The sequence below is a fragment of the Sphingobacterium multivorum genome (assembly GCF_900457465.1).
Classification (GTDB): Bacteria; Bacteroidota; Bacteroidia; order Sphingobacteriales; family Sphingobacteriaceae; genus Sphingobacterium; species Sphingobacterium multivorum.
On the sequence record NZ_UAUU01000002.1, the window covers coordinates 539,613 to 565,251 of the forward strand.

Here is a 25,639-nt window from a genome sequence, read left to right on the forward strand (position 1 = left end):
ACCAAGATATTTATCCTAATAACCTGTAAATGATGAGCACGATTAAATTAATTTTCAGACAACTATGGCGTAACCGTCTTTTCACATTTTTAAATGTATTTGGGCTTGCCATCGGAATAAGTGCCTGTTGGCTTATTTTCCGTATCGTCAATTATGAATTTAGTTTTGATCAGCATCATCCGAAAAGTGAGCAGATTTACAAGGTCCATACCTCCTATGAAGAAAAGGATAAATTAGATCATTTCGATGGTGTTCCCGCACCATTACCGGCATATATTAAGGAAAACTTTGTTAGTGTTGAACTGACTGTACCCATCTTTAAACAATACTTCGAACGTGTCAGTAATATTGGCGGCACGCAGAAAATAGAGTTTGAAGATCAACCCGATATCATCGGTACCACGGGAGACTATTTCAAAATGACACCTTATGTTTGGTTAGCTGGCGACCAAAGGAATATACTAAAAAATAGCCATGAAGTCATCCTGACAGAATCGCGGGCTAAATTGTATTTCCCAAACAGGTCAATAGACCAAATCATAGGACAGACTTTGTCCTATGATAGTACATTATACAATGTCACCGGCATTGTAAAAGATCTAGCCCATCCAAGCAGCTTTTTGGGTAAAGAATTTATCCAGATTCCAGAAAAGGAATGGAATAGCACAAACTGGAACAATTCAAATTCAAATTGGCAGCTCTTTATTAAGGTAAAATCATCGGCTTCCCTTCCTAACCTCATAAAGACAGCCGATAAAAAGGCCTATGAGATGACGCATGCCGAATTTGACAAGTTTGGGTTTAAAATGCATGTAAACACAGTACCTTTAAAAGACTTACATTTTACTTCTTACGCGCAAAATAATGTTAATAAGAAAATAATGTATGGCCTAATCGGCATAGGTATATTTTTGCTTCTACTCGCCTGTGTCAATTACATCAATCTCGCTACCGCCCAAATCCCACAACGCGCGAAAGAGATTGGTATCAGAAAGACATTAGGAGAAAGCCAGAAAAGAATTACAAAGTCCTTTTTGTTGGAAACATTTTGCATTACAGCTTTTTCGGTGCTTTTATCTTGGCCTTTACTTATTCTCATTCAAACAGTTTTAGCCTCCTATATTCCCGATCAGCTCAAGTTGTATCCCGATCCATGGGGAGTATCGCTATTTTTAGCAACACTTACAATCACGATTACCTTAATTTCCTCAGGTTACCCGATTTTATTAACAAATAAAGTAAAGATTGTTGAAGTCATTAAAATCTCAAATGCGCAAAGTCTCAAATTTGGCAATCTTTCTTTTCGGAAAATGCTCATTATATTTCAATTTTTGATTGCTCAGCTGTTTGTTATTTCAACTTGCATTATTGGTCTACAGTTGAAACATGCGCTACAGAATAACTCCGGCTTCGATAAGGATGCGATTATTACCCTACGTTTCCCGAGTAAAAGCTACCAGGACAGTAATGTTGATCCTTTTGTTTTTAAGCAAGCGATTAAGCACATAACAGGTGTAGAGCAGGCTTCCTTGGGGCATCTGCCCATGAGTAACGATCATTGGGGAAATGCCTTGTTTGCGAAAAGTGATACGGGACAGGTACAAGCTGATGTACAAATGAAATTTGTCGACCAAGATAACTTTAAGCTCTATAATTTTAAAATGCTTGCTGGCCGCCCGCTGCAGTTGGCCGATACGAGCACTGGCATCGTGTTAAACTTAGCCACCGTTCAAAAGTTAGGCTTTAAATCTGCTGAAAATGCTGTAGGTAGCTTTGTCACGTACACAGACAAACAGCGGCAGATTGTGGGTGTAACCGACAATTTTCACACAAAAAATCTGCATGCAGCCATTCAACCTGTTGTCATGCTGAGCTCTATTAAAAAATGGGAATTAAACAGACTAAGCGTCAAACTCAATAGTAATTCAACTACCTGGCCGGAAACTTTAAAACAGATTGAGAAAGAATGGAAAAAATATTATCCAAAAGCCCCATTCAAATATGATTTCTATGATCAGCAAATCAAAGAACTCTATAGCAGTGATCTAAAATTCTCGAAGATTATCAATCTATTTACATCGACGACAATTCTCATCAGCTGCCTGGGATTGATCGGTCTGGTTACCATCACCACGGTACAACGTACCAAAGAAATCGGTATTCGAAAAGTGTTGGGAAGCACGGTATTGGGGATTATTGGATTATTATCAAAAGATTATATCAAACTTATACTCATTTCTATTTTGATTGCTACCCCAATTGCTTGGTGGGCGATGCACAAATGGTTGGATGATTTTGCGTATAAAATAGAGCTATCCTGGTGGATGTTTATTATTCCGGCTGCCGCAACCTTACTTATTACATTTTTTACGATGAGCTACCAATCCATAAAAGCGGCACGTGCAAATCCAGTACATAGTTTAAGAGATGAATAAGATGATAAAGAAGCTCATTAATGAACAATACAACTAACACCTGTCCCTATGATAAAGAATTATTTAATAACCGCAATTAGAGAATTAAGGAAAAGAAAATTCTATACCGCTATCAATATATTAGGTCTGTCGGTCAGTCTTACTGCAGCGATATTAATTATTTTTTGGGTACAGGATGAACAGAGCTTTGATAAATTTCACCCAAACTATGAGGCAATATATACCGTAAATTCCCATTTGGATCCAGAACATAACGGCGCAATTTGGGGCATAACTCCCGGCCCTATAGGCAACTATGCCAAAAATGCACCCGACGTAGAATTTGCAACGCGCGTTTCACAGGATTATAATGTTACCTTGGTCAACGATAAGCTGAAACGCCCTGTAACGGATATGAGTATCTATTATGTTGATGGCAGTTTTTTTAATATGTTTCATTTTCCCTTACAAGAGGGCTCGCTTGTAGGTTTTCAGGAAAATTATAAACAGGCACTGGTCACAGCATCAACAGCAGAAAAACTCTTTAGCAGCCAGCAGGCCATTGGAAAGACCTTCCGTTATGGTGCAGATCTGTTCACCGTAGCCGCTATCTTAAAAGATGTTCCACAAAATTCCTCGATGCAATTCAATGTGATCATTCCATTAGGTTATCATGCACAACGGTTTACAAATTGGGGCGGTAATGGAAAATGGAAAACAATCGATGAAGACTTAGGCAATTACAGCTTCGCTACCTACGTCAAAGTAAAACCAACGGCTTCTCCTACCCTCATTGGAAAATTTATCTCGGAGAATTATACCAAAGCCCGCGATGGTGAAAATTCAACCATCTTTGTTTTAGATCCTTTAAAAACCATGCACTTAATCGCCCCGGACGGCAATAAATCGACACTTCGCATGGTGCAAATTTTTGGGATCATTGCAATCTTATTATTGGTTATTGGTGCAGTAAATTATGTCAATTTGAGTACTGCACGGGCATTGGACCGGGCCAAAGATGTTGGCATCCGAAAGATAATCGGTGCTAATCGTCTCCATCTATTCTTACAGTTTATCACCGAAACGGTTGTTGTATTCTTTTGCTCGCTCGTAATAGCTTTCATTCTTATCCTTGTACTTCATACTGGATACAATCAAATTGCACAAAAATCAATCAGCTACTCCTTCCAAAACAGTACAATATGGTTATATATAGGTGTTGCGATTATCGGCACACTAGGCTTATCCAGTATATATCCTGCGATACAACTTTCCTCATTCAATCCCATTCATTCGTTAAAAGGAAAATCAGTTAAAGGAGTTTCCTCAACGACCATGCGTAAAATATTGGTAGTTTTTCAATTTACACTTTCTGTAACACTGATTGTATGCACCTTGGTTATCCGCAATCAACTGGATTTTATCCAAAAGATCAACCTCGGATACGACCGAGATCATGTCATTACACTCGGTCTTCCTGAGGAGGCCTACAAACATATGGACGCCATACAGACCGAACTCAAAAATAACGACGCAATACAAGGAGTCTCTCTTTCAAGTGTTTACAACATGACGGATTTCGGAAATGCCACGGGCGATATAGATTGGCCTGGCAAATCCAAAGACAACAAGCTAATCGTAGCGCAAGCCAAAATTGACAAGGATTTTATTCCGTTAATGAATATACAGTTCGTTGAAGGGAAAAATTTCACAGGCCTGCCAGCGGATTCTTCCGGATATATTATCAACGAGACCTTAGCAAAACAAATGGGGTTAAAGCCGCCATATGTGGGATCCAATATGAGTTTCCACGATTTCCCTGGACAAATTATCGGTGTGGTGAAAGATTTTCACTTCAAATCCATCAAAGATAAAATAGGTCCAATGGTCTTCTGGACGCGCTGGGGATCGGGCACGCTTTATGTAAAAACAAGTACCACAAAAGCCGCTGAGGCCATCAAAGCCTTAGAGAAGGTTTATAACCGCTATCCATCAGACGCTCCTTTCAAATATACTTTCATTGATCAACAATTTGATAGTCTATACAAATCCGAACAGCGTACAGGTTTGTTGTTCAATGTTTTTGCAGGTATTGCCATTTTTATATCTGCTTTAGGTCTGTTTGCATTGGCAACTCACGAAGCGCAAATGCGTATAAAAGAAATCGGCATCCGTAAAGTTCTTGGAGCTAGCACCTTTGGTGTCGTCCGGCTATTGGGAAAAAATTTCGTGCTACTCGTTTCCATTTCCATTCTGATAGCCTGTCCCATAGCGGTTTACCTGATGAAACAATGGTTAAGCAACTTTGCATATAAAACAGATCTAGAGCTGCAAACATTTGTCTTCGGTGGTATTTTGGCCTTGCTGATCGCCATTGTTACCGTCAGCTACCAGGCTGTTCGGGCAGCTTTATCCAATCCCGTAGATAGTTTAAGGGACGAATAAAAACGAATATAAGAAATTGGATGATTGGCATGTATACATTGGCACTTAAGAAATAAAGCTATGATCAAGAATTATATAAAAATAGCCTGGCGCAATATCCAGAAAAACAGAGGATACTCGACCATCAATATCATTGGCCTTGCAATAGGTTTGGCCTGTTGCCTATTGATCGCAATTTATGTTCAGAACGAACTTTCCTACGATAAATATCACGTAAACAAAGAGCGGATTTACCGCATCGTACACGACTATAAAGATGTTAGCAGCACAGAGCAGCATCAAATCTGGGGCAATGGACCTATTGGTGAAGCTATCAAAGCAGACTTTCCAGAAATCGAGAAAGTTGTTCAATTCTCGGGTCAAACATCTATCCTGCTCAAACAGGGCGATAAAAGATTCCAGGAGGAAAATGTATTTTTCATGGACTCCACTGCATTTGATGTCTTCAGTTGGAAGGTTTTGGCCGGCGATCCTCATACAGCTTTAAAAAACGCCTATTCTGTTGTATTAACAGAAAGTACCGCAAAGAAATATTTCGGAGATCAAAATCCCATTGGCAAGACGCTGGAGGGAGGTTTAGCTGCGGGCCGTGCTGACGCAGGTCTATATACTGTAACGGCAGTAATGGCCGATGTACCTGCTAATTCACACTTTACGTTCGATGCATTGCTTTCGATGAGTACATTCCGAAAAGCACGGCCAGACGTATTTAATAAAGAAGGCTGGGATTATGTAGACTTCTACACGTACTTTCTCGCTTCAAAAGACTTTGATCCTGTAAAGTTCGACCAGAAAATACCGGAGTTTCTCAAGCGGCATCTCCCAACAAATGAAAACCCAAATGCAAAATACAATTTCCATATCGAGCCACTTCTGCAAGCTTACATGCACTCGTCTGCAGATCGTCAACCCGGTACCAATGGAAGCTATCAGAATTTATACATATTCAGCATTATTGGCGGATTCATCTTACTGATCGCCTGTGTGAACTTTATGAATCTGGCTACATCAAGGTCAATGGAAAGAGCAAAGGAAGTAGGCGTACGAAAAACCATAGGAGCAAGCAAAAGCAATCTGATCTTTCAGTTTATGTCTGAATCATTGGTTCTTGTATTCGTCAGTAGTATTTTGGCTATACTGCTCGTTATGGCCTTTCTCCCCTTTTTGGAAGCATTCTCGGGCAAACACCTCAATTATTCATCCCTGAAAAATGGGACGACCTGGGCAATATTCCTATTCACTACCATTTTTACGGGACTTCTTGCCGCCAGCTATCCCGCGTTGATTCTAGCAAATTTCAAACCGATTGCAGTACTTAAAGGAAGTTATAGCAACAGCAAAGGTGGTACATTATTACGTCGCGTATTAGTTGTTTTCCAATTTTGCCTTTCTATTGCGCTCATTGCAGGTACAGTCGTCGTCTTTTCTCAACTAGATCAATTACAGCACCGAGATCTTGGATTTCAAAAAGATCAACGGCTTGTGATAGATTATAATTTCGATGATAAGGTAAACAATAACCTGGAAGCGATAAAATCTACACTAGCAAAAGATAAAGATGTTTTGTCTGTCACTGCATCACGTACGGTACCGGGAACATTTTTTCCAAATGCAGGAACAGAAATCATGTCAGCAAACGGAACGATGAGTCAATTCGCTCCTTTCTTATATGAAGTCGATGTTGACTTTATTCCTAATATTGGTCTGCAAATGGCCGCAGGACGTGCCTATTCCAGAGATTTCCCAGCGGATACGGCCCATTCACTTGTTATCAATGAATCTGCTGCAAAACAATGGGGCTATTCAAATCCACAAGATATTATTGGCAAACAATTTCGTCAATGGGGAAGAGAAGGAACGGTTATCGGTGTAGTGAAAGATTTCAATTACCTTTCTTTACACCGTAAGATTGAGCCTTTAGCTTTGCGACTTGAACCAAGCAGCAGCCGGTATTTAACCTTGAATATCCAACATGTAAACCAGCCTGAGACCGTTGCCAGAATCGGCAAGCTGTGGAATGAACTTGTACCAAACCGTCCATTTTTATATAGCTTTCTCGACGACAATTTCAATCGACAATATGAAGCGGATTTTAATTTTAGAAGACTTTTTACAGCCTTCTCCGGACTGGCACTTTTTATTGCCTGTTTAGGTTTATTGGGACTTGTTACGTATACAGCCCAACAGCGTACCAAAGAAATCGGTGTACGGAAAGTTCTCGGTGCATCCATCTATAATTTAATCCTCCTGCTCTCTTCCGACTTCATCAAGTTATTGGCTGTAGCGCTCCTCATCGCGACACCGCTATCTTGGATGGCGATGAAAAAATGGCTTGACAACTTTGCATACCATATTGAACCACAATGGTGGATGTTTGTCTTTGCTGGTTTTGCTACAATCACTATCGCATTAGTAACGGTGAGTTTTCAAACACTCAAGGCTGCCAAGGCAAATCCTGTAGATAGTTTAAGAGACGAATAACAATATAATTTAATCCCATCACGATATTCCAGCTATGAACAACCTCCTATTAAAATCGGCAATTCGACAACTTTGGAAGAATAAACTATTCTCCCTATTAAATATTATTGGACTAGCCATCGGTATTACGTCATGTTGGGTCATATTTAAGATTGTCAATTATGAGTATAGTTTTGAAGCTGGAGTTCCTCAGCTTGAACGAACCTATAGGATCATTTCTCAGTTTAAAAATGATGGCAAGGATAATTACAATGGGGGATTGGCCAAGCCGTTTTATCAGGCCATCCGAAAAGAAATTCCGGGCGTGGAACTGGTCGCTCCAGCATTCAGAAATTATCAAATGGAATCTGTCACAATTAACAAGGGACAAAAAAATCAAAAACTTGTCGAGGACTTTGATGGGGCTGAAGGCAATGTGACGGAGACTACCAGCGACTACTTCAAGCTCGTTGGCTACAAATGGTTAGCAGGTTCACCAGAGAAAGCATTTTCAACTGCCAACGACATCGTATTGACAAAAAAAAGGGCAGCCATTTATTTCCCAAACCAGGCTGTCCAGGGCTTAATCGGCAAAACCATCTTTTATAACGACAGTATACCCAAAACAGTAACTGGCATTGTTGATGACCTTGGCTTCAACACGGAGTTCAATGGCACAGAATTCGTCTTGCTTAAAGAAGAAGTCTACCCACTGAATGTCTGGACGAATACCAATGGTACTGACAGACTTTATATCCGATTAAAAGATGGTGTAAAAGACCTTCCAATCCAGGCAGCTATCAATAAGATCGGACAAAAAAAATGGCAGGAATTCAGCCAGGAAAAAAAACCGAAGTTTGACTACAACCGTAAGGTCGTAGTCATGCCACTAAAAGATTCCCATTTTGCAGTACACATAAAAGAATGGTACGCCGAAAGAACAAGCAAAACCGTTATTTATGGGTTAATTGCCGTAGCTGCTTTTCTGATGCTTTTGGCCTGTATCAACTATATCAATCTTAGTACGGCACAAATACCAGCGCGGAGTAAAGATATTGGTGTCCGTAAAACATTGGGAAGTAGTCAGGGAAAATTGGTTAGCCAAATTATTTTTGAATCGCTTTTAACCATTGCTATTGCACTTGTTTGGTCGGTCTTTCTGACGAAACTGGCCTTTTTCTATTTTCAGGAAATGATTCCGGAGAAAGTAAAGGATTTTACAAGTTCGACGACATCCATGCTGTTTATCGCAATTTTACTGACCGTAACGACTTTAATTTCCTCGGCATATCCTTCTTGGTTAATTAAAAAGGTACAGCCTGTCAACTTATTTCGTGCCGGCAAGCAGTTCCAAATCGGAAAAACACAAATCAACCTTCGGAAAACATTGATTGTATTCCAATTCTTTATTGCTCAATTTTTTACGGTTTCAGCACTCATTATCGGTCAACAACTCTCCTATACCCTCAACAAAGATATGGATTCGACAAAGATGCTGTTGTTACCTTCGATCTACCTTCCAAGCTCATCAACAAATTTTATGAGGAAAAAACTGGATCAAAGTAAGAAACAAACACTCCTACATGAGATCCAAAAAATAAAAGGTGTTTCGGCAGCGTCAATCGGCAGCAAGCCCTTATCAAATAATTATTCATCATCTTGGTTTCATCGACAAGACCCTACGTTAAAAGAGAAAATTTCATCCGATATTTTCTTTAAAAATGCGGATGCGAATTATATCGCTGTCTATGACATGAAGTTAATTGCGGGCACCAATCTACCACAATCCGATACTGTCAATGCTTATATTATTAATGAATCTGCTGTCAAGGCGTTCGGTTTCAATTCGCCTCAAGATGCTATTGGGAAGTCAATTGGTCAAGAAGACAGTACCTTCCCGATCGTTGGCGTTATTAAAGATTTTCATGCCCAGGAATTCTATAAAGAGATCACACCTTTGGCTTTGCGCAGTTTTAGCCGTGGTGCCTATACCTTCAATATAAAACTATCGGGAAACAGCAAAGAATGGAAAACCAGTATTGAAGCGATCAACAAAGTATATACGCAGTTTTTTCCGGAACTCCCCATAGAAATAAAGTTCTACGATGAAACGATTGCGTCACTCTATCAAAAAGAGCAAAATCTGGCCAAATTAATTAACGTGAGTACAATTGTTGCTGTTTTGATCGGTTGTTTGGGCCTCTTTGGGCTGATTACCCTTGCGGCTTTCCAACGCAGCAAAGAGATCGGTATCCGTAAAGTTTTGGGTGCAAGTATTCCAAGTATCTTTCATTTATTGGCTAAAAACTTTGTACAGCTTATTTTAATCAGCATTCTTATTGCCGCACCCTTGACCTGGTGGACCTGTAGCAAGTGGCTGGAAGATTTTTACTACCGCATCGATCTTACGGCAACACCTTTTCTATTAGGCGCTGGGCTAGCACTATCTGCGGCGGTACTGACCATTAGTTTTCAATCGATCAAGGCAGCTATCCAAAATCCCGTAAATAGCTTACGGGACGAATAGCAACACTAGAATATCAAATTGGGGTTAACAAAAAACGAAATAACAATGATTGGAAATTCACTTGAAACAGCCTATCGTTTTTTAAAAAAACATAAGTTGATCACGTTTATCAATATCACCAGTCTCGCGATTGGCATTACGGCGACGCTGGTTATTTTCTTAATGATCCAATACGACTACAGTTTTGATAAACACGTTCCAAATCAAGAACAGGTCTATCGTGTTGTCAATAATGGTGAATTTAAAAATGCCGGTGTTTACGTACCATTGGTTCGTACCATGGAATCGGAATTACCGAACTTAGAAGCAGTAGCCCCCATTTATCGAAGCCATATTGCCAAACTAAAAGTTTCAACCGCGACGGATAAATTCCAAACTTTTCCAAAAGAGCAAAAGATGGCTTTCACCAACAGTCAATACTTCGATATTTTCCCTTCGAAATGGTTGGCTGGAAGTCCTAAGGCTTTGAATTCATCCGGAAATATTATCCTTACACAGAAAACACTAGAAAAGTTTTATGGAAAAGAACTGCCTGCAAATGTAATTGGCAAAACCATCATCTATGCAGATAGTATCCCACTTCAGGTCGCTGGTGTAATCGAAAATCCACAACATAATTCGGATTTTAATTTTGATAGTTTCATCGCTGATGCGACCATCGTCCAAGACAACAACCTAAAGAAGATGTATAGTTGGGAAGCTTGGAACAGCATCTCTGATTCACATCAGGTACTCATCAAGACAAAAGCACACAGCAATCCGCATCTTTTGGAACGAAATATTGCTAATCTCCTTAAAAAATATAAATACAAAGAAGGTGAAAAAATCAACGATAAACTTGAATTACAAGCCTTATCTGATGTTCATTTCGACACGCGATTTAATTATGAAGCGACTCATCCAGAAGCACTTCGCAACCTCATTTTACTGGCATTCTTCCTGTTAGCCCTAGGGGCGGTAAATTTTATCAATTTATCCACAGCACAATCCATCGAAAGAGCTAAAGAAGTGGGTATTCGCAAGACATTGGGTAGCTCTAAGGCAACATTAATTAAACAATTCTTACTAGAGACATTTCTGATTACCTTATCCGCGACAATACTCGCGGTTTTATTGCTTCCTTTGTTCTTACATGTCTTTGAAGGATTTATTCCCAAAAACTTAAGTTTAGACCGTTTAGACAAAACCGTTATTCTTTTATTCTTGTTCGGACAGCTTATCGTGGTCACCATTCTTGCGGGGTTTTATCCAGCTTGGGTATTGACAGGATACGCTCCTGTATTGGCACTCAAAAACCAGCTTGGAAAAAACACCAATCTTTCCCGAAGTGTATGGGTCCGCAAAGCACTGACTATTTTCCAATTTGTCTTAGCTCAGGCTTTTCTGATTTGTGTACTCGTTGTCGTGCGGCAGATCAATTACGTCTCCCATCGAGACATGGGTTTTCAGAAAGACGCGATCGTCAACATCAATATTCCTGGAGCTTTCCAAAATTCTACGAAAAGTCTCGTGCTTAAAAATGAGCTCAAAAAATTGCCGGATATCAAAGCGATTAGTTTTGGGAACATTGCACCCGCGATGAACGGCTGGATGACCACAGGAATCACTTATGATCAGTCGCCAACAAAGGAATCGCTAACATTCGATAGCCGCTCAGGTGATGAAAATTATTTGGAAGTCTATCAAATTCCACTTCTGGCCGGAAGGAATATACGTTTACTGGATTCAACCAGTGAAATGCTGATCAATAGAAAAGGACTTGAGCTACTGCATATCAAAGATCCCCAGGATGCCATTGGTAAAACTTTCGAAAATGGGCAGAATATCATCGTTGGTGTAATGGAGGATTTTGATCTAGCCTCTGCCCGACAGGCGGTTAAACCAGTCTTGTATACAGGCAGTAAGGAAGGATACGTACTCCATATTGCATTGGACCAATCGCATCCCGAAAACTGGAAAAATACCATTGATAAAATAACGGCTAATTATAAATCGGTCTTTCCAGACGACGAACTGGATCTGAAATTTTTGGATGATGTCGTCCAAAATTTCTACACCCAAGAAAAACAGCTTTCTAAGCTTCTATCATGGGCAGTAGGGCTTTCAATCCTGATTGCTGGCCTAGGTTTATTTGGATTAGCCATATTTACGGCAAATCAACGCACAAAGGAAATTGGAATCCGTAAAGTATTGGGGGCATCTGTTTTCCAGATAACCTTTCTACTGCTTCGGAATTTGCTATCATTGGTTGCAATAGCCTGTCTAGTAGCCTTTCCAATTGCTTATTATTTTATGCAGAGCTGGCTCAATGAATTTGTTTATCGAACCACGATAAGTCCCTGGATTTTTGGACTGTCTGCACTGGGCTTGATTGCATTTGCAAGTCTTGTATTATCAACCAAAAGTGTCTTTGCAGCAAAAGCAAATCCGATCAATAGTCTAAGGGATGAATAAATCAGCGGGTAAAAGCAATAAGCGTACTCCTGTGCATAACATATATTAAGAACTTAAACCCCCATAACAATGATAAAGAACTTCATCAAAACCGCGTGGCGAAGTATTTTTTCTAATAAATTCTACAGCGCCATTAATATTTTAGGATTAACAGCAGGAATGGTTGTGGGGATATTCTTATTGCTGTGGATACAAGACGAGTTGTCCTTTGACCGGTTCCATAAAAATCAGCATTCCATCTACAAAATTGGAATAGAAGGAGGAACTGGGATATCAAAACGAATCTTTGGATCCATCATTGCTCCCGTAGGAAGTTTCGCAAAAAAGGAAATTCCTGAAGTCCAGGATGCAGTCCGTATTTTCAAAATTGGAGATGCTGCACTTAAATATAAAGAGAAGAGATTTAATGAAAAGAACTTTGCATTTGTAGACCCCAGTTATTTTACGGTTTTCGATTTTCCACTACTACAGGGCAATTCAAAACAACCCTTCCCCGACAACAATTCCATTGTACTTACGCAACGTACGGCACGTCGGTACTTCGGTGATGAAAATCCAATTGGAAAAACTGTGACATTGGGTATCGAGGACCTTTGTGTTGTATCAGGTGTCATTGCTGATTATCCAGAAAACTCTACTTTTCAATTTCAGGTTCTGCTCCCCATTTCGAGATTTAACGAACAGGCTTACATTAAAAACAAAACGACCTATGATAATAAGACCTTTTTATCTTCCATGGATGAAGATTGGTCCAATTTTTCATTCGAAACTTATCTCCAACTGAGGCCTGATGCAAATCTTGCCACAGTTTCAAAAAAGCTACAGGCGATACACGAAAGGAATAAACCTGAGGATGCCCCTGTCCCCTACGTTACACAAGCACTCGCAAAGGTGCATCTCTACCAAATGGATGGTAGTGATGCAGGAATTGACAATGTTCGAGTTTTTATAGGCGTAGCGATTATGATTCTTGTTATCGCAAGTATTAACTATATCAATCTTTCTACTGCACGGTCGTTGTCGCGCGCAAAAGAAGTTGGGATACGTAAAGTTATCGGCGCTGGTAAAAAGGAACTTTTTTTCCAATTTATATTGGAAACAACCATACTATTTGTCATTGCATCAACATTGGCACTTGCGCTAGTATTTATTGGCCTCCCTTTGTTTAATAATTTCTCGGGGAAGCAGATTTCCCTACAGCTCTTTAATCCTACGTTATGGATAAGCGTACTGCTCATGCTTTTAGGAACACTTGTACTTACAAGTGTATATCCTGCCCTGCTTTTATCGAGATTTGATCCGATTAAAGTACTTAAAGGCCGGTTTACCATAAAAAATTCCAGTGCACGAAAAATACTGGTTGTCCTGCAGTTCACTGTTTCCATCATCCTTATCACTTTAACAATTGTTATCGGTCGCCAATTGGATTTTATAAAACATCAAAATTTAGGCTACGAAAAGGATCATACTATTTCCGTTGCTATGGCACCAAAAATGTCCAAACATTTTGATGCTGTCAAAACCGAACTTCTAAAAAACAAGGATATTGATGATGTTATCCGTCTTGGCCGGGATATGGTTTATGGTGGAGCTTCAACTGGAGACAACGATTGGGAAGGAAAGCCCAGCAAATCCAATCTCTGGTTCAATATGACCTATTCTGATCAATCTGCACTCAACTTTTTTAAGATAAAACTAACACAAGGTCGTAATTTCACAGGCTCCATAGCAGATTCAACACATTTCATTCTTAATGAAACGGCAGTACGGGAAATGGGTTTAAAAGATCCTATTGGCACACGTTTACGCATTCGAACAGTTCCGGGAACTATTATTGGGGTTGTAAAAGATTTTAATTATGCGAGCGCTAGACAAAAGATCGAGCCGATGGTCTTTCAATATAGCCCAAAAGATTGCTGGCAGCTATACATCAAAACAACAACTTCTGGTACAAAATCCGCATTAAACTCCTTGCAACACATCTGGAAAAGTTATTATGATGATATGCCAATGAACTACAGCTTCCTGGACGAAAGCTATCAAAAGCAATATACGAATGAGCAGAAACAAGGCTCTTTATTCAATTTTTTTGCCCTGATCGCCATCGTCATCTCCTGCTTAGGACTCTTAGGACTATGTACCTATACTGCACAAGTTAGGACCAAAGAAATTGGTATCAGAAAGGTCCTTGGCGCAACGGTATTTAGCATTATACAATTATTAAACAAGGAATTTCTACTCTTAGTCATTTTGGCCAATGTCATCGCAATACCAATTGCTGTATATTTCAGTATAAATTGGCTCGATGGTTTTGCCTTCAGAACGACGCTCCCATTCACCATATTTCTATATGCGGCGGGGATAACCATTGCTATTGCATTATTTACGGTGAGTTTCCAATCCATTAAAGCGGCATACGCCAATCCTGTGAAAAGTTTGCACGATGAATAGTTTATATTTGAGAACCAAAAACAACAGCATAAAATGATTCGATTATTCCTAAAAACAGCGCTGAGAAATTTGAAGCGCAGTCCCTTAAACACAACAATAAATATTTTGGGATTAGCACTGGGGTTTACTGTTGCCCTGATAAGTACATTATGGGTACTGAAACAATTTTCTTTTGATAAGCATTACAGCAATTATCAACATATTTATCAGGTCATGATGACTGGAACCTTCAATGATGAGAAATCTACTGATCGCTCCACCCCTATTCCTTGGTCAAAACAATCGCGTCTGATTTCAAAAATGAGATGGCAGATGCCACTTTGGTCACCAATATGGAAAGCAACAATCTTAAAGTAGGTGATAAAAAGCTTAATGCACCGGGATTCTATGCCATGGGAAAATTCGCCGAATTATTTTCCCTCGAATCTTTAGAAGGAAATAGTACCACACCGGGCAATCCATCGACCATCATAATTTCCGAATCCTTAGCAAAACGACTGTTCGATCAGACAAGTGTTATCGGGAAAACGCTCCAATTGAATGGTAAAGAACAATATACTGTTCAGGGCGTTTATAAAGATATTCCTGAAAACAACACTTTTTATGGCTTAGATTATGTATTGCCGTTTGTCGATTATCTTGCTAAAGACCAAGGTATTGAAGAAAGCTGGTCCAGCTGTTATTTCAGCACTTTCGCTAAGATCGAAAATGCTGCCTTTGTTCCCGCTTTGGAAAATAAACTAACAAATATCATCAACAAAAAACTGACGGATATAAAACCTGAAATCCTGTTACATCCGATGTCCAAATGGCATTTATACGATTCATTTAAAAATGGAAAGAACGTCGGCGGGCAGATTCAGTATGTATGGATGTTTGTTTGGATAAGCGTATTCATTATTTTATTGGCCAGTATTAATTTTATTAACTTGAGTACGGCGAGAAGCCTGAAAAGAGGAAAAGAAATCGGGGTTTTAAAATCGGTTGGTGTCAACCGCCGGCAGCTTATTGCAGGCTTTCTTGTTGAGTCAATCCTAGCGGTAGCCTGCGCATTTTTGATCGCTGTTCTATTCGCTACATTGCTGTTGCCTTGGGTCAAAACGATTACACACACTTCATTGCATATACCTTTTGCGGATATTCGTTTTTATGGCTATTCTTTATTAGGAATAGGCGTTATAGGGCTTTCAGCGGGTATGTATCCGGCATTATTTCTATCGGCCTTTAATCCTATTCTTGCACTTAAAGGTAAGATCAACAACCGAAAAGGCGGATCAAGAAGTAGAAAGGCAATGGTCGTCGTGCAATTTGCGATTTCTATTTTCCTGATGATATCCACTTATCTGGTGATTCAACAACTGCATTATACCAAGGACCGCCCAATAGGTTATAAAGGTTCAAATTTGATAAACATTACTTCATCCAATTCAACTATCGTCAAAAACTTTGATGTCCTTAGAAAAGAGTTGATCGGTCAGCGTTTAGTTAAAGATGCTTCCCTTTCTTCCAACTTTGTCAACCACCTATCCTTAACGGGTGGTGGCTTTAATTGGCAGGGCAATGATACCAGGGACGGTGCGATCATGGGGATCTTCACCGTGGATGAAAACTTTGCTAATACTGTACAATGGAACTTTATAAAAGGACGCAATTTTTCAAAAGATTTCAAAACAGATTCAACAGCTGTTATTCTGAACGAAGCTGCGGCCAAATTTATGGGAGTTACCGACCTAAACAGCAAACAACTTTCACGTGCCGGTATTGATTACCATATCGTGGGTATTATCCAGAACACGCTGTCCGAATCGCCGTTCAAATCCATTACACCGACGGCTTATTTTCTAAAATTTTTACCAAAGAATAAAATCACGCTTCAACTGGATGAAAATCAAGATGTCAAACAAAACCTAAAAGCTATTGCCACAGCATTCAACCGCATAGATCCTGATCTTATTTTTGATTATACCTTTACGGATCAGGAATATGCCAAAGAGTTTCAACAGATGGAAATGATCAAGAGCTTAACCAGTTTATTTACAGGGTTGGCCATACTCATTTCATGTCTTGGTCTCTACGCGCTGGTTTCCTTTCTTACGGAGCAACGAGAAAAAGAAATTGGCATTCGTAAAGTATTGGGCGCATCAGAACTTGGCTTGTGGCGACTACTTTCCACAGAATACATTTGGCTCACAGGCATTGGCTTTTTACTCGCAGCCCCTTTAGCCTATCTGCTAATGGAATCATGGCTCGAAGATTATGTCTACCGCATATCAATTACATGGACGGTCTTTGCTATCACAGGCTTAACCGCCCTAATCATCACCTTATTAACCGTTAGTTACCAAGCGATTAAAGCAACATTAGCAAATCCTGTAAAAACCTTAAGAAGCGAATAATACCAATTTGTTCGGGGACGGACAGTATAGTGTCCGTCCCCGAACATTTAAAACCGCTATAAAAACACAACAAAAACCTAAAAATCAATACATTATATTTATGGCAAACGAATTGAACTACTTGGCTTTGCTATTTTTCGAATAACGGAGCCTTCTACTAAAGCGAGCTAAGTGACAAGAATATAGCCTAATTAACAGTATAAATGCTCATAACCATGTTAAAGAACTATTTTAAAATTGCTTGGCGGAATATCAGAAAAAACAAAGGATTTTCTCTTTTAAATATGTTTGGCCTCAGCATCGGAATAACATGTTTCCTATTGTTGGCAGCGTACATCTATCATGAATCCAGTTATGAGCGTTTCCTTCCCAATGCGGACCGCCTGACTTATATTAGCCTCACTTATAAAGCACCCAATAGCACGGAAGAAGTAAATTCTGCGGTAACACCAACAGGTTTAGCTCCTGCTTTACAAGCTGAATTTCCGGATGTAGAACAGGCAACCAGATTCTACAGCTATTCCAAAGGCGGTAAAATAGAATCCAAAGAGGCACTAATAACTGAAAAAGGCCTACTTTATGCTGACCAAAATGTTTTTAAAACTTTAGGTTATACCTTTCTCGAAGGTGATTCACGATCAGCCTTAGCAGAACCAAATCAGATTGTCTTAACAAAAAAGCTCGCGGCGAAATATTTCCCCAATCAGTCGGCCATCGGTCAGACACTATCCATTGACAAAGTCAACTGGAAAATCACAGGTATCATTGCAGACCTGCCCACAAATACACAGTTGAACTTCTCTGCACTCCTTTCCAATAAAGGATTAGAACGCTACAAAGAAATGGCTTGGTCATCTGCAAATGATATAACCATAGCGCTCCTCAAAAACAAAGATCAGTTCGGTTCGATCCAACAGAAATTGGACCAAATGACAAAATCAAAATTCGCCGAAGCATCAAAACAAGGCTATCAATTTCGATTTATCCTAGAAAAGCTGACGGATATCCATCTTCACTCCAAAGCAGCAGGTACAGGAAACATTACTTATATCTATATTCTAATGGCGTTAGGTGCTGCGCTTATTATTTTAACCTGCATCAATTTTACAAATTTGGTATTAGCGCATGCGCTTGAACGCAAGAAAGAAATCGGTGTCAAGAAAGTTCTGGGTGCAGCAAAGAAAACGATATTCTTTCAGTTCTTTTTTGAATGTAGCCTCATGGTTTTTCTAGCCGTTGCTTTTAGTCTTCTGACGACAGTGCTTTTGTTACCCGTATTCAGTTCATTTATGGGTACCGAAATGAAATTAACCGTATGGACAGACCCTCGGTTTTATACGATTTTACTTGTTTTCATAGCCTTGTTGACGCTTCTGTCGGGTGGCTGGCCTGCCTATTCAATTGCTAGTTCAAAACCTATTTCCATTTTTAAGCGAAAACTAACTGAAAGACAACATGGTATATCATTAAGCAAGGTGCTCGTTACTTTTCAATTCAGTATCTCTATATTTTTTATTATCTGCACCTTATTTGCGGGTAGACAGATGGATTTTATCCAGTCTAAAAACACTGGATTGGATCGCTCTGATATGCTGGTCATTGATGGCCGAGGATGGCAAGATAAAGAAAGGCAGCTATTAAAAGAAAAGTTAATGCAGCTCAATAGTGTCCAGGGCGTTACCGCTTCGTATGACAATCCCGTCAATATCCAAGGAGGCTACAGCATTAGGGAGGTAGAAGGCCAACCCAATGATTTTGATATGGATGTCACTGCAATTCCGATTGAAAAAGATTTTGTATCCGTTTTTCATATTCCATCCGTCGCAGGTACACCGTTGTCAGATGCGGACATTTTACGCGCGCAAGACACTATTTCACCAGAATATGGGTTTGTAGTGAATACACTTGCGGCATCCGCCATGGGTTTTACTCCTGAACAGGCTATTGGAAAGAAAATCAACTTGAATGGGCGTAAGGGCAGCATGAAACAAGTCGTTGCGAGTTTTAACTTTGCGTCATTACATAACGAAGTCAAACCAATTGTGCTTTTTCCTGAATATGATTATTTCGGTAATATTTTCATTCGACTCAATCCGACGTCGCCGATAAAAGATGCTCTTGCGCAGATAAGAGCTGTCATCAAAGATATTGATTCAAAAAACAGCTTTGAATATCATTTTCTCAATGACGATTATAACAAATTATATCTCAAAGATCAGCAAACAACACGGGTAATGCAGTTATTTTCCATCATTACAATTGCTATCGCTTGTATGGGCCTTTTTGCCCTATCAGGTTATGCTGTACAACAACGCTTTAAAGAGATCGGTATCCGTAAAGTATTAGGTGCTTCAACGATCAAGATTGTCAACATATTGAGTGTTGACTTTATGGCCCTGGTCCTGTGTGCTGTATTGATCAGTGTACCCTTAGGCTGGTATGCCATGCACCGATGGGTAGAGAATTTTGCTTACCACATCACGCTAGACTGGTGGGTATTTATTGTGGCGGCGATAAGTGCATTATTGGTATCATTTATCACCATTAGTTTTCAAACCATAAAAGCTGCGATTCTAAACCCGGTTGATAGTTTAAGAGATGAGTAATTGTTTTAGTAGCTATTAAAATAAAGACACCTGATAAATAACAAGCTGGACCTTTAAAATTCAAGTTTTTTCTATTTAGCAATAACCAATACGACAAATATGCTTAAAAATTATATCAAAATAGCATGGCGCAACCTGATGAAAAACAAATCCTTCTCTTTGATTAACATCATCGGATTGGCGATCGGTATGGCCGGAGCATTACTTATAGCACTTTGGTTGCAAAACATGTTAACCATGGACCGCTTTCATGAAAAGGGTGATCGCCTGCATGTATTGAGTAATCGAGACGAATTTCAGGGCGATAAATCAGCTTGGGCCTTCACTCCTAAAATATTAGGTCCCTCCTTGTCCGCCGATTTTCCAGATATAGAAACTTTTACCAGATATAATGAGAGCGGCCAATTTCTAACGACATTCAAGGATAAAAAACTGATCGCAAATACTGTTTTCATCGATCCCGGTTTTTTCAAGATGTTTTCTTTGCCTTTTGTGAAAGGAGAACAGAATATTAGATTTGATAACCCTAAAGGCCTTGTTCTCACAGAAAGCTATGCCAAGGCTTTATTTGACAGCGAAGATCCCATTGGAAAATCAGTTCGGATAGACTCTGTTAATCAGGTCTCCGTACAGGCGGTACTTAAAGACCTTCCGAGTAATTCAAGTTTCAAATTTGATATTCTCCTGCCATTTGAATATGCAAAAATAATTGGTTACGTGGATGATAACTGGAGCAATAATTCATTAACCACCTATGTACTCCTAAAAAAAGGCGTCTCACTTACCGCATTTAACAGCAAAATCAGAACCTATCTGAGAGATCATATCAATGCCAGTAATAAAGCTGCCGGTTACCAATCGGCTAGAAATACGGGTGAGATCTTTGCTTTTCCCTATCCCGATTCGTTTCTTTACAATAGTGGAAAAGGAGGAAATTATACGTCCGGACGTATTGATATCGTCAAGCTTTTTGCCTGGATTGGTGTTTTTATTTTATTGGTGGCCAGCATCAATTTTATGAATTTAAGTACTGCACGTTCCGAACGCCGCGCAAAAGAGGTCGGTGTCCGCAAAGTAATCGGCGCGAATAAGACAAGCTTAATGGCGCAGTTCCTCGTTGAAAGCATATTGATCAGCATAATCGGCATGGTACTCGCGACGATTCTTGTTTTTATTGTCCTGCCATTCTTTAACGAGCTTGTCGGAAAACAGCTTAGCTTATCGTTATTAAACTTACCCACCTGGTTGTTTTTAATTGGCTTTGCTTTATTTACAGGTATATTAGCAGGTACCTACCCTGCCTTTTTCCTTTCTTCCTTTCTACCTATCAAAACGTTGAAGGGGAAATTCGTTTCTAAAACGAGGGGTCTTAGTATTCGCTCCATCTTAGTGGTCATTCAATTCAGTCTCGCGATTATATTGATTATCGCAACGGTCATTGTCGCCAAACAAATCCAGTACACTAAACAGCGCGACCGTGGTTATAATGAAAATGGGTTGCTTTACAGCAGTATCAAAGGTGACTTAGAAAAGAATTATAAAATTTTACGCGACGAATTACTAGCCAGCAACGCAGTTGTTTCTGTATCAAAAAATATGTCGCCGGTAACCGATTTCTATAGCAATGGCTGGGGATTTACCTCCGGCACACCAACGGAACAGGACAAACGCATTTCCTATAACCGTTTTAGTACCGATGCCGATGCCGTAAAAAATCTAGGCCTAACACTTATACAGGGGCGGGATATCGATATTTACAAGTTTGCGACAGACAGTACTGCCTTGATTTTAAATGAATCCGCGGTAAAAAGTTTGCACCTCAAAAACCCAGTCAATAGCATTGTGGATGGTGATGGAACAAAATGGACCGTAGTTGGGGTGGTCAAAGATTTCATAATGGGATCGCCATTTGGAGACAATAAACCTATGGTGATATTAGGACCGCAAGCCTGGTTTACAACGATCCATTATCGTTTAAATCCAAACAATGACATCGCAGACAACTTAAAAACGATTGAGTCCATCTTTAAAAAGTTCAACCCAGAATATCCTTTTGAATATCAATTCATTGACAAGACCTATGAAGAAAAATTTAAGGAGACAAAAGCTATAGGTACACTGGCCATGATCTTTGCTGGATTGACGATCTTTATTTCCTGTCTGGGTTTACTGGCATTAATCGCCTATATGGCCGAAACACGTATGAAAGAAATTGCTGTCCGCAAAGTTCTTGGAGCAAGTGTCACCCAAGTAACCTCTTTGCTTTCGATCGATTTTATTAAGCTTGTTGTGGTCGCAATTTTTATCGCCACACCTATCGCTTGGTGGGCCATGGATAAATGGTTACAAGATTACAGTTATCGAATTGAGATACAGTGGTATTATTTTGTCATTGCTGGACTATTGGCTATTCTGATCAGTATGGCCACGATAAGCTATCAAGCAATTAAGGCTGCATTAGGCAACCCTGTTGACAGTTTACGCGATGAGTAGCCCAAAGTTTAACAACATTGTTTCGTATAGTTTTAAACCATAAAGAAAGGAATGAATTCATTCAAACTTACTTTTCGCAGCCTCATTAGCAACCGACAATATACCTGGATCAATATCTTGGGCTTAAGTATTGGTTTTTCCTTGTGCCTTCTCGTATTTGCTCTTGTCATTGAAGAAAATTCGTATGACAAAAGCTGGAAAAATTCGGATCATCTCTTTCGGATTGTGACCATAGATTCAACGGCTGGCCTTGAACGCCAAATGTCCAGAACATTCGTTAATTTAAGTACGGAACTCAAACAAGTATTCCCGGAGATTCAAAATGAGGCTCGGATAGAATCCAGAAAATATTATTTAAAACCGCATGCAAGCTCAGCACACCCCATAGGCATACAGGTTTTGGAGTCGGAAATAAATATCTTGGATATGTTGAGCATCAAGGTTCTCGAAGGCAATCCCAAACAGCTGGTCCAAGGAAAAACAAACTTGCTCATCGGCAAAGAATTCAAAGAAAAGTACTTTAAAAACGAAAATGTCATCGGCAAAGTCATCCAAAGTGCCGACCCCGATACCGATAAACCATCCGATTATATCATTACGGGTGTTATGGATAATCTTCCTTATAATTCAACGCTTAGAGCTTCCGCCATTGCTTTAGTCCCCAAAATATCGATGGAATTAAGCAAAGATGGGTCAGGCTACTACACCGAACAATTTGTACAACTAAAACCCGGAACACCAAGAATAGATCTTGAACAGAAACTAAATCATTGGTATAAAGGATACCTCAGTCCCAACACAAAACATGTGACTTCCTTTCGCCTGCAGCCTATTCAGGATATATATATGGAGCCATTAGGCAGTGCAGATATCAGCGGCAACCAAAAAACAACAAATATATTTGTGGGTGTTGCCGTTTTGGTCTTTATTATTTCCTGTATCAATTTTATTAATATCTACGCTGTAAGAACAGTTAAAAAATTAAGAGCGCTTCATATACATAAAGTATTGGGGGCCAGCCGAGCCCAGATGATCAGACGAATGCTGTTAGAAACAATCCTACTGTTTTTTATTTCGGCATTATGTAGTTTGGTACTCTTTAGACTTGGATTGTCCCAACTGGAACACTTTATAGGCTATGATCTCGCTTATATTAAATCCATACAGCTCCCGTTGCTATTGGCCTTTATGACGACAGCAATTGCCCTTGGCGTGCTAATTGGTTTTTATCCAGCATGGCTGATCTCCGGTATTAAGAGTTCAGATGCCTTAAAAAATAAGCTATCAAAAATTCCCAATGCAGAAGTCTTTATCAAAAAAATGCTTATCACAACACAGTTTAGCATTGCCATTATCGTCATCATTGGCCTTATAACAATCAAGTCCCAACTCAGTTATATGCAAGCAGCTCCCTTGGGAATGGAAGTCAAAAATGTGCTAAACATCGATTATTTCAACAAGGGTACACAAAATACAAATATAAAAGATCGAATTGGTGAACTTACCGGGGTTGAATCGGTCAGCGTCGCTGCCTGGACGCCGACAATCGGGTCAGGCTACCTTGCCAAGACAATCGTTGACAAGGACGATCCAGGGAAAAATATCCAAGTCAGTTTCATCGGTGGCGATGTCGATTTGCCCAAGACTTTGGGAATCCAGCTGGTTAAAGGTCGATTATTGACTCCTGAAGATTATACGCATGTTGAAATGGATATGGGAGAAGACGAAGGTATCAATAATGCCCTTGTGACCGAAAGTACGGCAAAAAAGCTTGGGATAAACAAACTCGGTATCCTGTATAAAGACCTTCAAATTATCCCCGTCGGAATCATTAAAGATTTCCATAGTGAGTCTTTTCGTAGCAAAATAGTACCAACAGTAATTTTGGCAAAAGATTTTAACGGAAGCGGCAATATTCTGATAAAAGTAGGGAAAGGACAAGAACAACAAATCTTTCGATCGGTATCTCAAATTATACAAAATACCTATCCTGATAAACACGTTTCCTTCCATTGGATAGATGAGTTGATTGCAAAACAATATGAAAAAGAGAACAAGCAAGTGCAATTATTTATCCTATTCAGTGCATTGACATTGTTGATCTCCGCCTTAGGAATTACAGGATTGATTATGCAAAATCTCGAACAGCGTACTAAAGAAATTGGCATACGCAAAGTACTAGGCGCTACAGTGTTTGACATATCACGTCTCTTTTCAAAAGATTATCTCATCTTATCCACCTTGGCTATTTTTATTGCCAGTCCAATAGCGGGGTATTTTTCAAAAAAATGGCTTGAAGATTATGCGTACAATGTGGGCGTGCAATGGTGGTTCTTTATCCTTGCCGCGCTTGCCATCTTTTTGATCAGCATCATTACTGTCAATTTCCAAACAATACGTGCCGCACTAAACAATCCAGTAGATAGCTTACGAAACGAGTAAATATTCATTTATAGTAATAGAGGGGGCCTCAATATGATCAAGAATAATTTAAAAATAGCATGGAGAAATTTAACCCGCAATTTCTCTACCTCGTTTATCAACATCGTTGGGTTGGCCATGGGCATTGCAACCTGCCTTCTGATCAGCTTATATGTGACCGATGAATTTAGTTTTGATCGTTACAACGAGCATGCAGACCGTATTGTACGTGTTGTTTTCAGAGGAACAGTTAAGGGCGGAACGATCAATGATGCACATGTAATGCCACCTGTAGCTTCGACGATGAAGTCAGAGCTGCCCGAAGTTGAAGAAACTGCACGACTAAGAATAGGTGGATCGCCTCTATTTGTCGTCAATAATAAAGTTTTTCACGAAGAAAAAATGGCTTTCGTGGATGCTTCTTTCTTCAAAATTTTCACACTCCCTTTTATTAAAGGGAATTTGTCTACAGCTATTTCTTCCCCAAATTCTGCAGTGATATCCGAATCCACCGCCTTAAAATACTTCGGCACAAACGATGTTGTCGGTCGAGACCTCATCATCAAAGACAATACAAATATTCTCAAAATCACTGGCGTAATTAAAGATGTTCCTCAAAACTCCCATTTTCATTTTGATGTATTTACCTCTTTGGATGCACTGGAATTTTGCATACCGTATTGAGATGCAATGGTGGATGTTTGTACTAGCAGGCGCGCTAGCCGTTTTTATTGCTTTAATTACAGTAAGTTCACAAGCGATACGCGCAGCCCTAACAAAACCTGTCGACAGTCTACGTGATGAATAAAATAGACTCGTCTGTTCAGCTATGGACAAAGCACTGTCCGATATCGAACAGCGAGTAAAAGAATCAGGAATGCAATCCGTTAATGATCAACAGGATAATTACTTGGCCAAACATTTGTATTTTTAATTTTTTAAGTAGAGCACAAGCTATCAGCAGCTCCACGA

The 25,639-nt window shown here is 39.6% G+C and carries 12 protein-coding genes; all 12 read left to right on the top strand.

From position 1 onward, the window contains the following. The first annotated feature begins 29 nt into the window (after positions 1–29). The 12 genes from DTA23_RS02475 to DTA23_RS02530 all read left to right on the top strand — a co-directional run bounded on the left by DTA23_RS02475 (position 30) and on the right by DTA23_RS02530 (position 25,351). Positions 30–2,435 carry an ABC transporter permease gene (locus tag DTA23_RS02475; protein WP_112373735.1) on the top strand — a complete coding sequence of 802 codons (2,406 nt, stop codon included), beginning with the start codon at positions 30–32 and terminating at the stop codon, positions 2,433–2,435. A gap of 48 nt (positions 2,436–2,483) precedes the next feature. Beyond that, positions 2,484–4,859 (top strand): ABC transporter permease, encoded by a 2,376-nt coding sequence (locus DTA23_RS02480; RefSeq protein WP_112373736.1) that lies wholly within the window; start codon positions 2,484–2,486, stop codon positions 4,857–4,859. Positions 4,860–4,919: 60 nt separating this feature from the next. Next, positions 4,920–7,340, top strand: a complete 2,421-nt coding sequence (locus DTA23_RS02485; protein WP_070566262.1) for an ABC transporter permease — start codon at positions 4,920–4,922, stop codon at positions 7,338–7,340. A gap of 34 nt (positions 7,341–7,374) precedes the next feature. Next, positions 7,375–9,846 (top strand): ABC transporter permease, encoded by a 2,472-nt coding sequence (locus DTA23_RS02490; RefSeq protein WP_112373737.1) that lies wholly within the window; start codon positions 7,375–7,377, stop codon positions 9,844–9,846. Between the two features lie 45 nt (positions 9,847–9,891). Beyond that, the gene (locus DTA23_RS02495; protein WP_112373738.1) at positions 9,892–12,300 is read left to right on the top strand and encodes an ABC transporter permease; all 2,409 of its coding nucleotides are present in this window, start codon (positions 9,892–9,894) and stop codon (positions 12,298–12,300) included. A gap of 69 nt (positions 12,301–12,369) precedes the next feature. Continuing rightward, positions 12,370–14,751, top strand: coding sequence for an ABC transporter permease (locus DTA23_RS02500; RefSeq protein WP_112373739.1), 2,382 nt, complete (start codon positions 12,370–12,372; stop codon positions 14,749–14,751). A 33-nt stretch (positions 14,752–14,784) separates the two neighbouring features. Beyond that, the gene (locus tag DTA23_RS02505) at positions 14,785–15,108 is read left to right on the top strand and encodes a hypothetical protein (protein WP_112373740.1); all 324 of its coding nucleotides are present in this window, start codon (positions 14,785–14,787) and stop codon (positions 15,106–15,108) included. Continuing rightward, the gene (locus DTA23_RS02510) at positions 15,057–17,147 is read left to right on the top strand and encodes an FtsX-like permease family protein (RefSeq protein WP_112373741.1); all 2,091 of its coding nucleotides are present in this window, start codon (positions 15,057–15,059) and stop codon (positions 17,145–17,147) included. Before DTA23_RS02505 ends, DTA23_RS02510 begins: the two co-directional genes overlap by 52 nt. 215 nt (positions 17,148–17,362) lie before the next feature. After that, entirely contained in the window at positions 17,363–19,753 is a 2,391-nt protein-coding gene (locus DTA23_RS02515) for an ABC transporter permease (RefSeq protein ID WP_172462298.1), read from the top strand. Between the two features lie 99 nt (positions 19,754–19,852). Next, entirely contained in the window at positions 19,853–22,246 is a 2,394-nt protein-coding gene (locus DTA23_RS02520) for an ABC transporter permease (protein WP_112373743.1), read from the top strand. A 51-nt stretch (positions 22,247–22,297) separates the two neighbouring features. Then, positions 22,298–24,688, top strand: a complete 2,391-nt coding sequence (locus tag DTA23_RS02525) for an ABC transporter permease (protein WP_112373744.1) — start codon at positions 22,298–22,300, stop codon at positions 24,686–24,688. 33 nt (positions 24,689–24,721) lie between these two features. Further along, positions 24,722–25,351: an ABC transporter permease gene (locus DTA23_RS02530; RefSeq protein ID WP_112373745.1), complete on the top strand. Its 630-nt coding sequence runs from the start codon at positions 24,722–24,724 to the stop codon at positions 25,349–25,351. Positions 25,352–25,639: the final 288 nt, after the last annotated feature.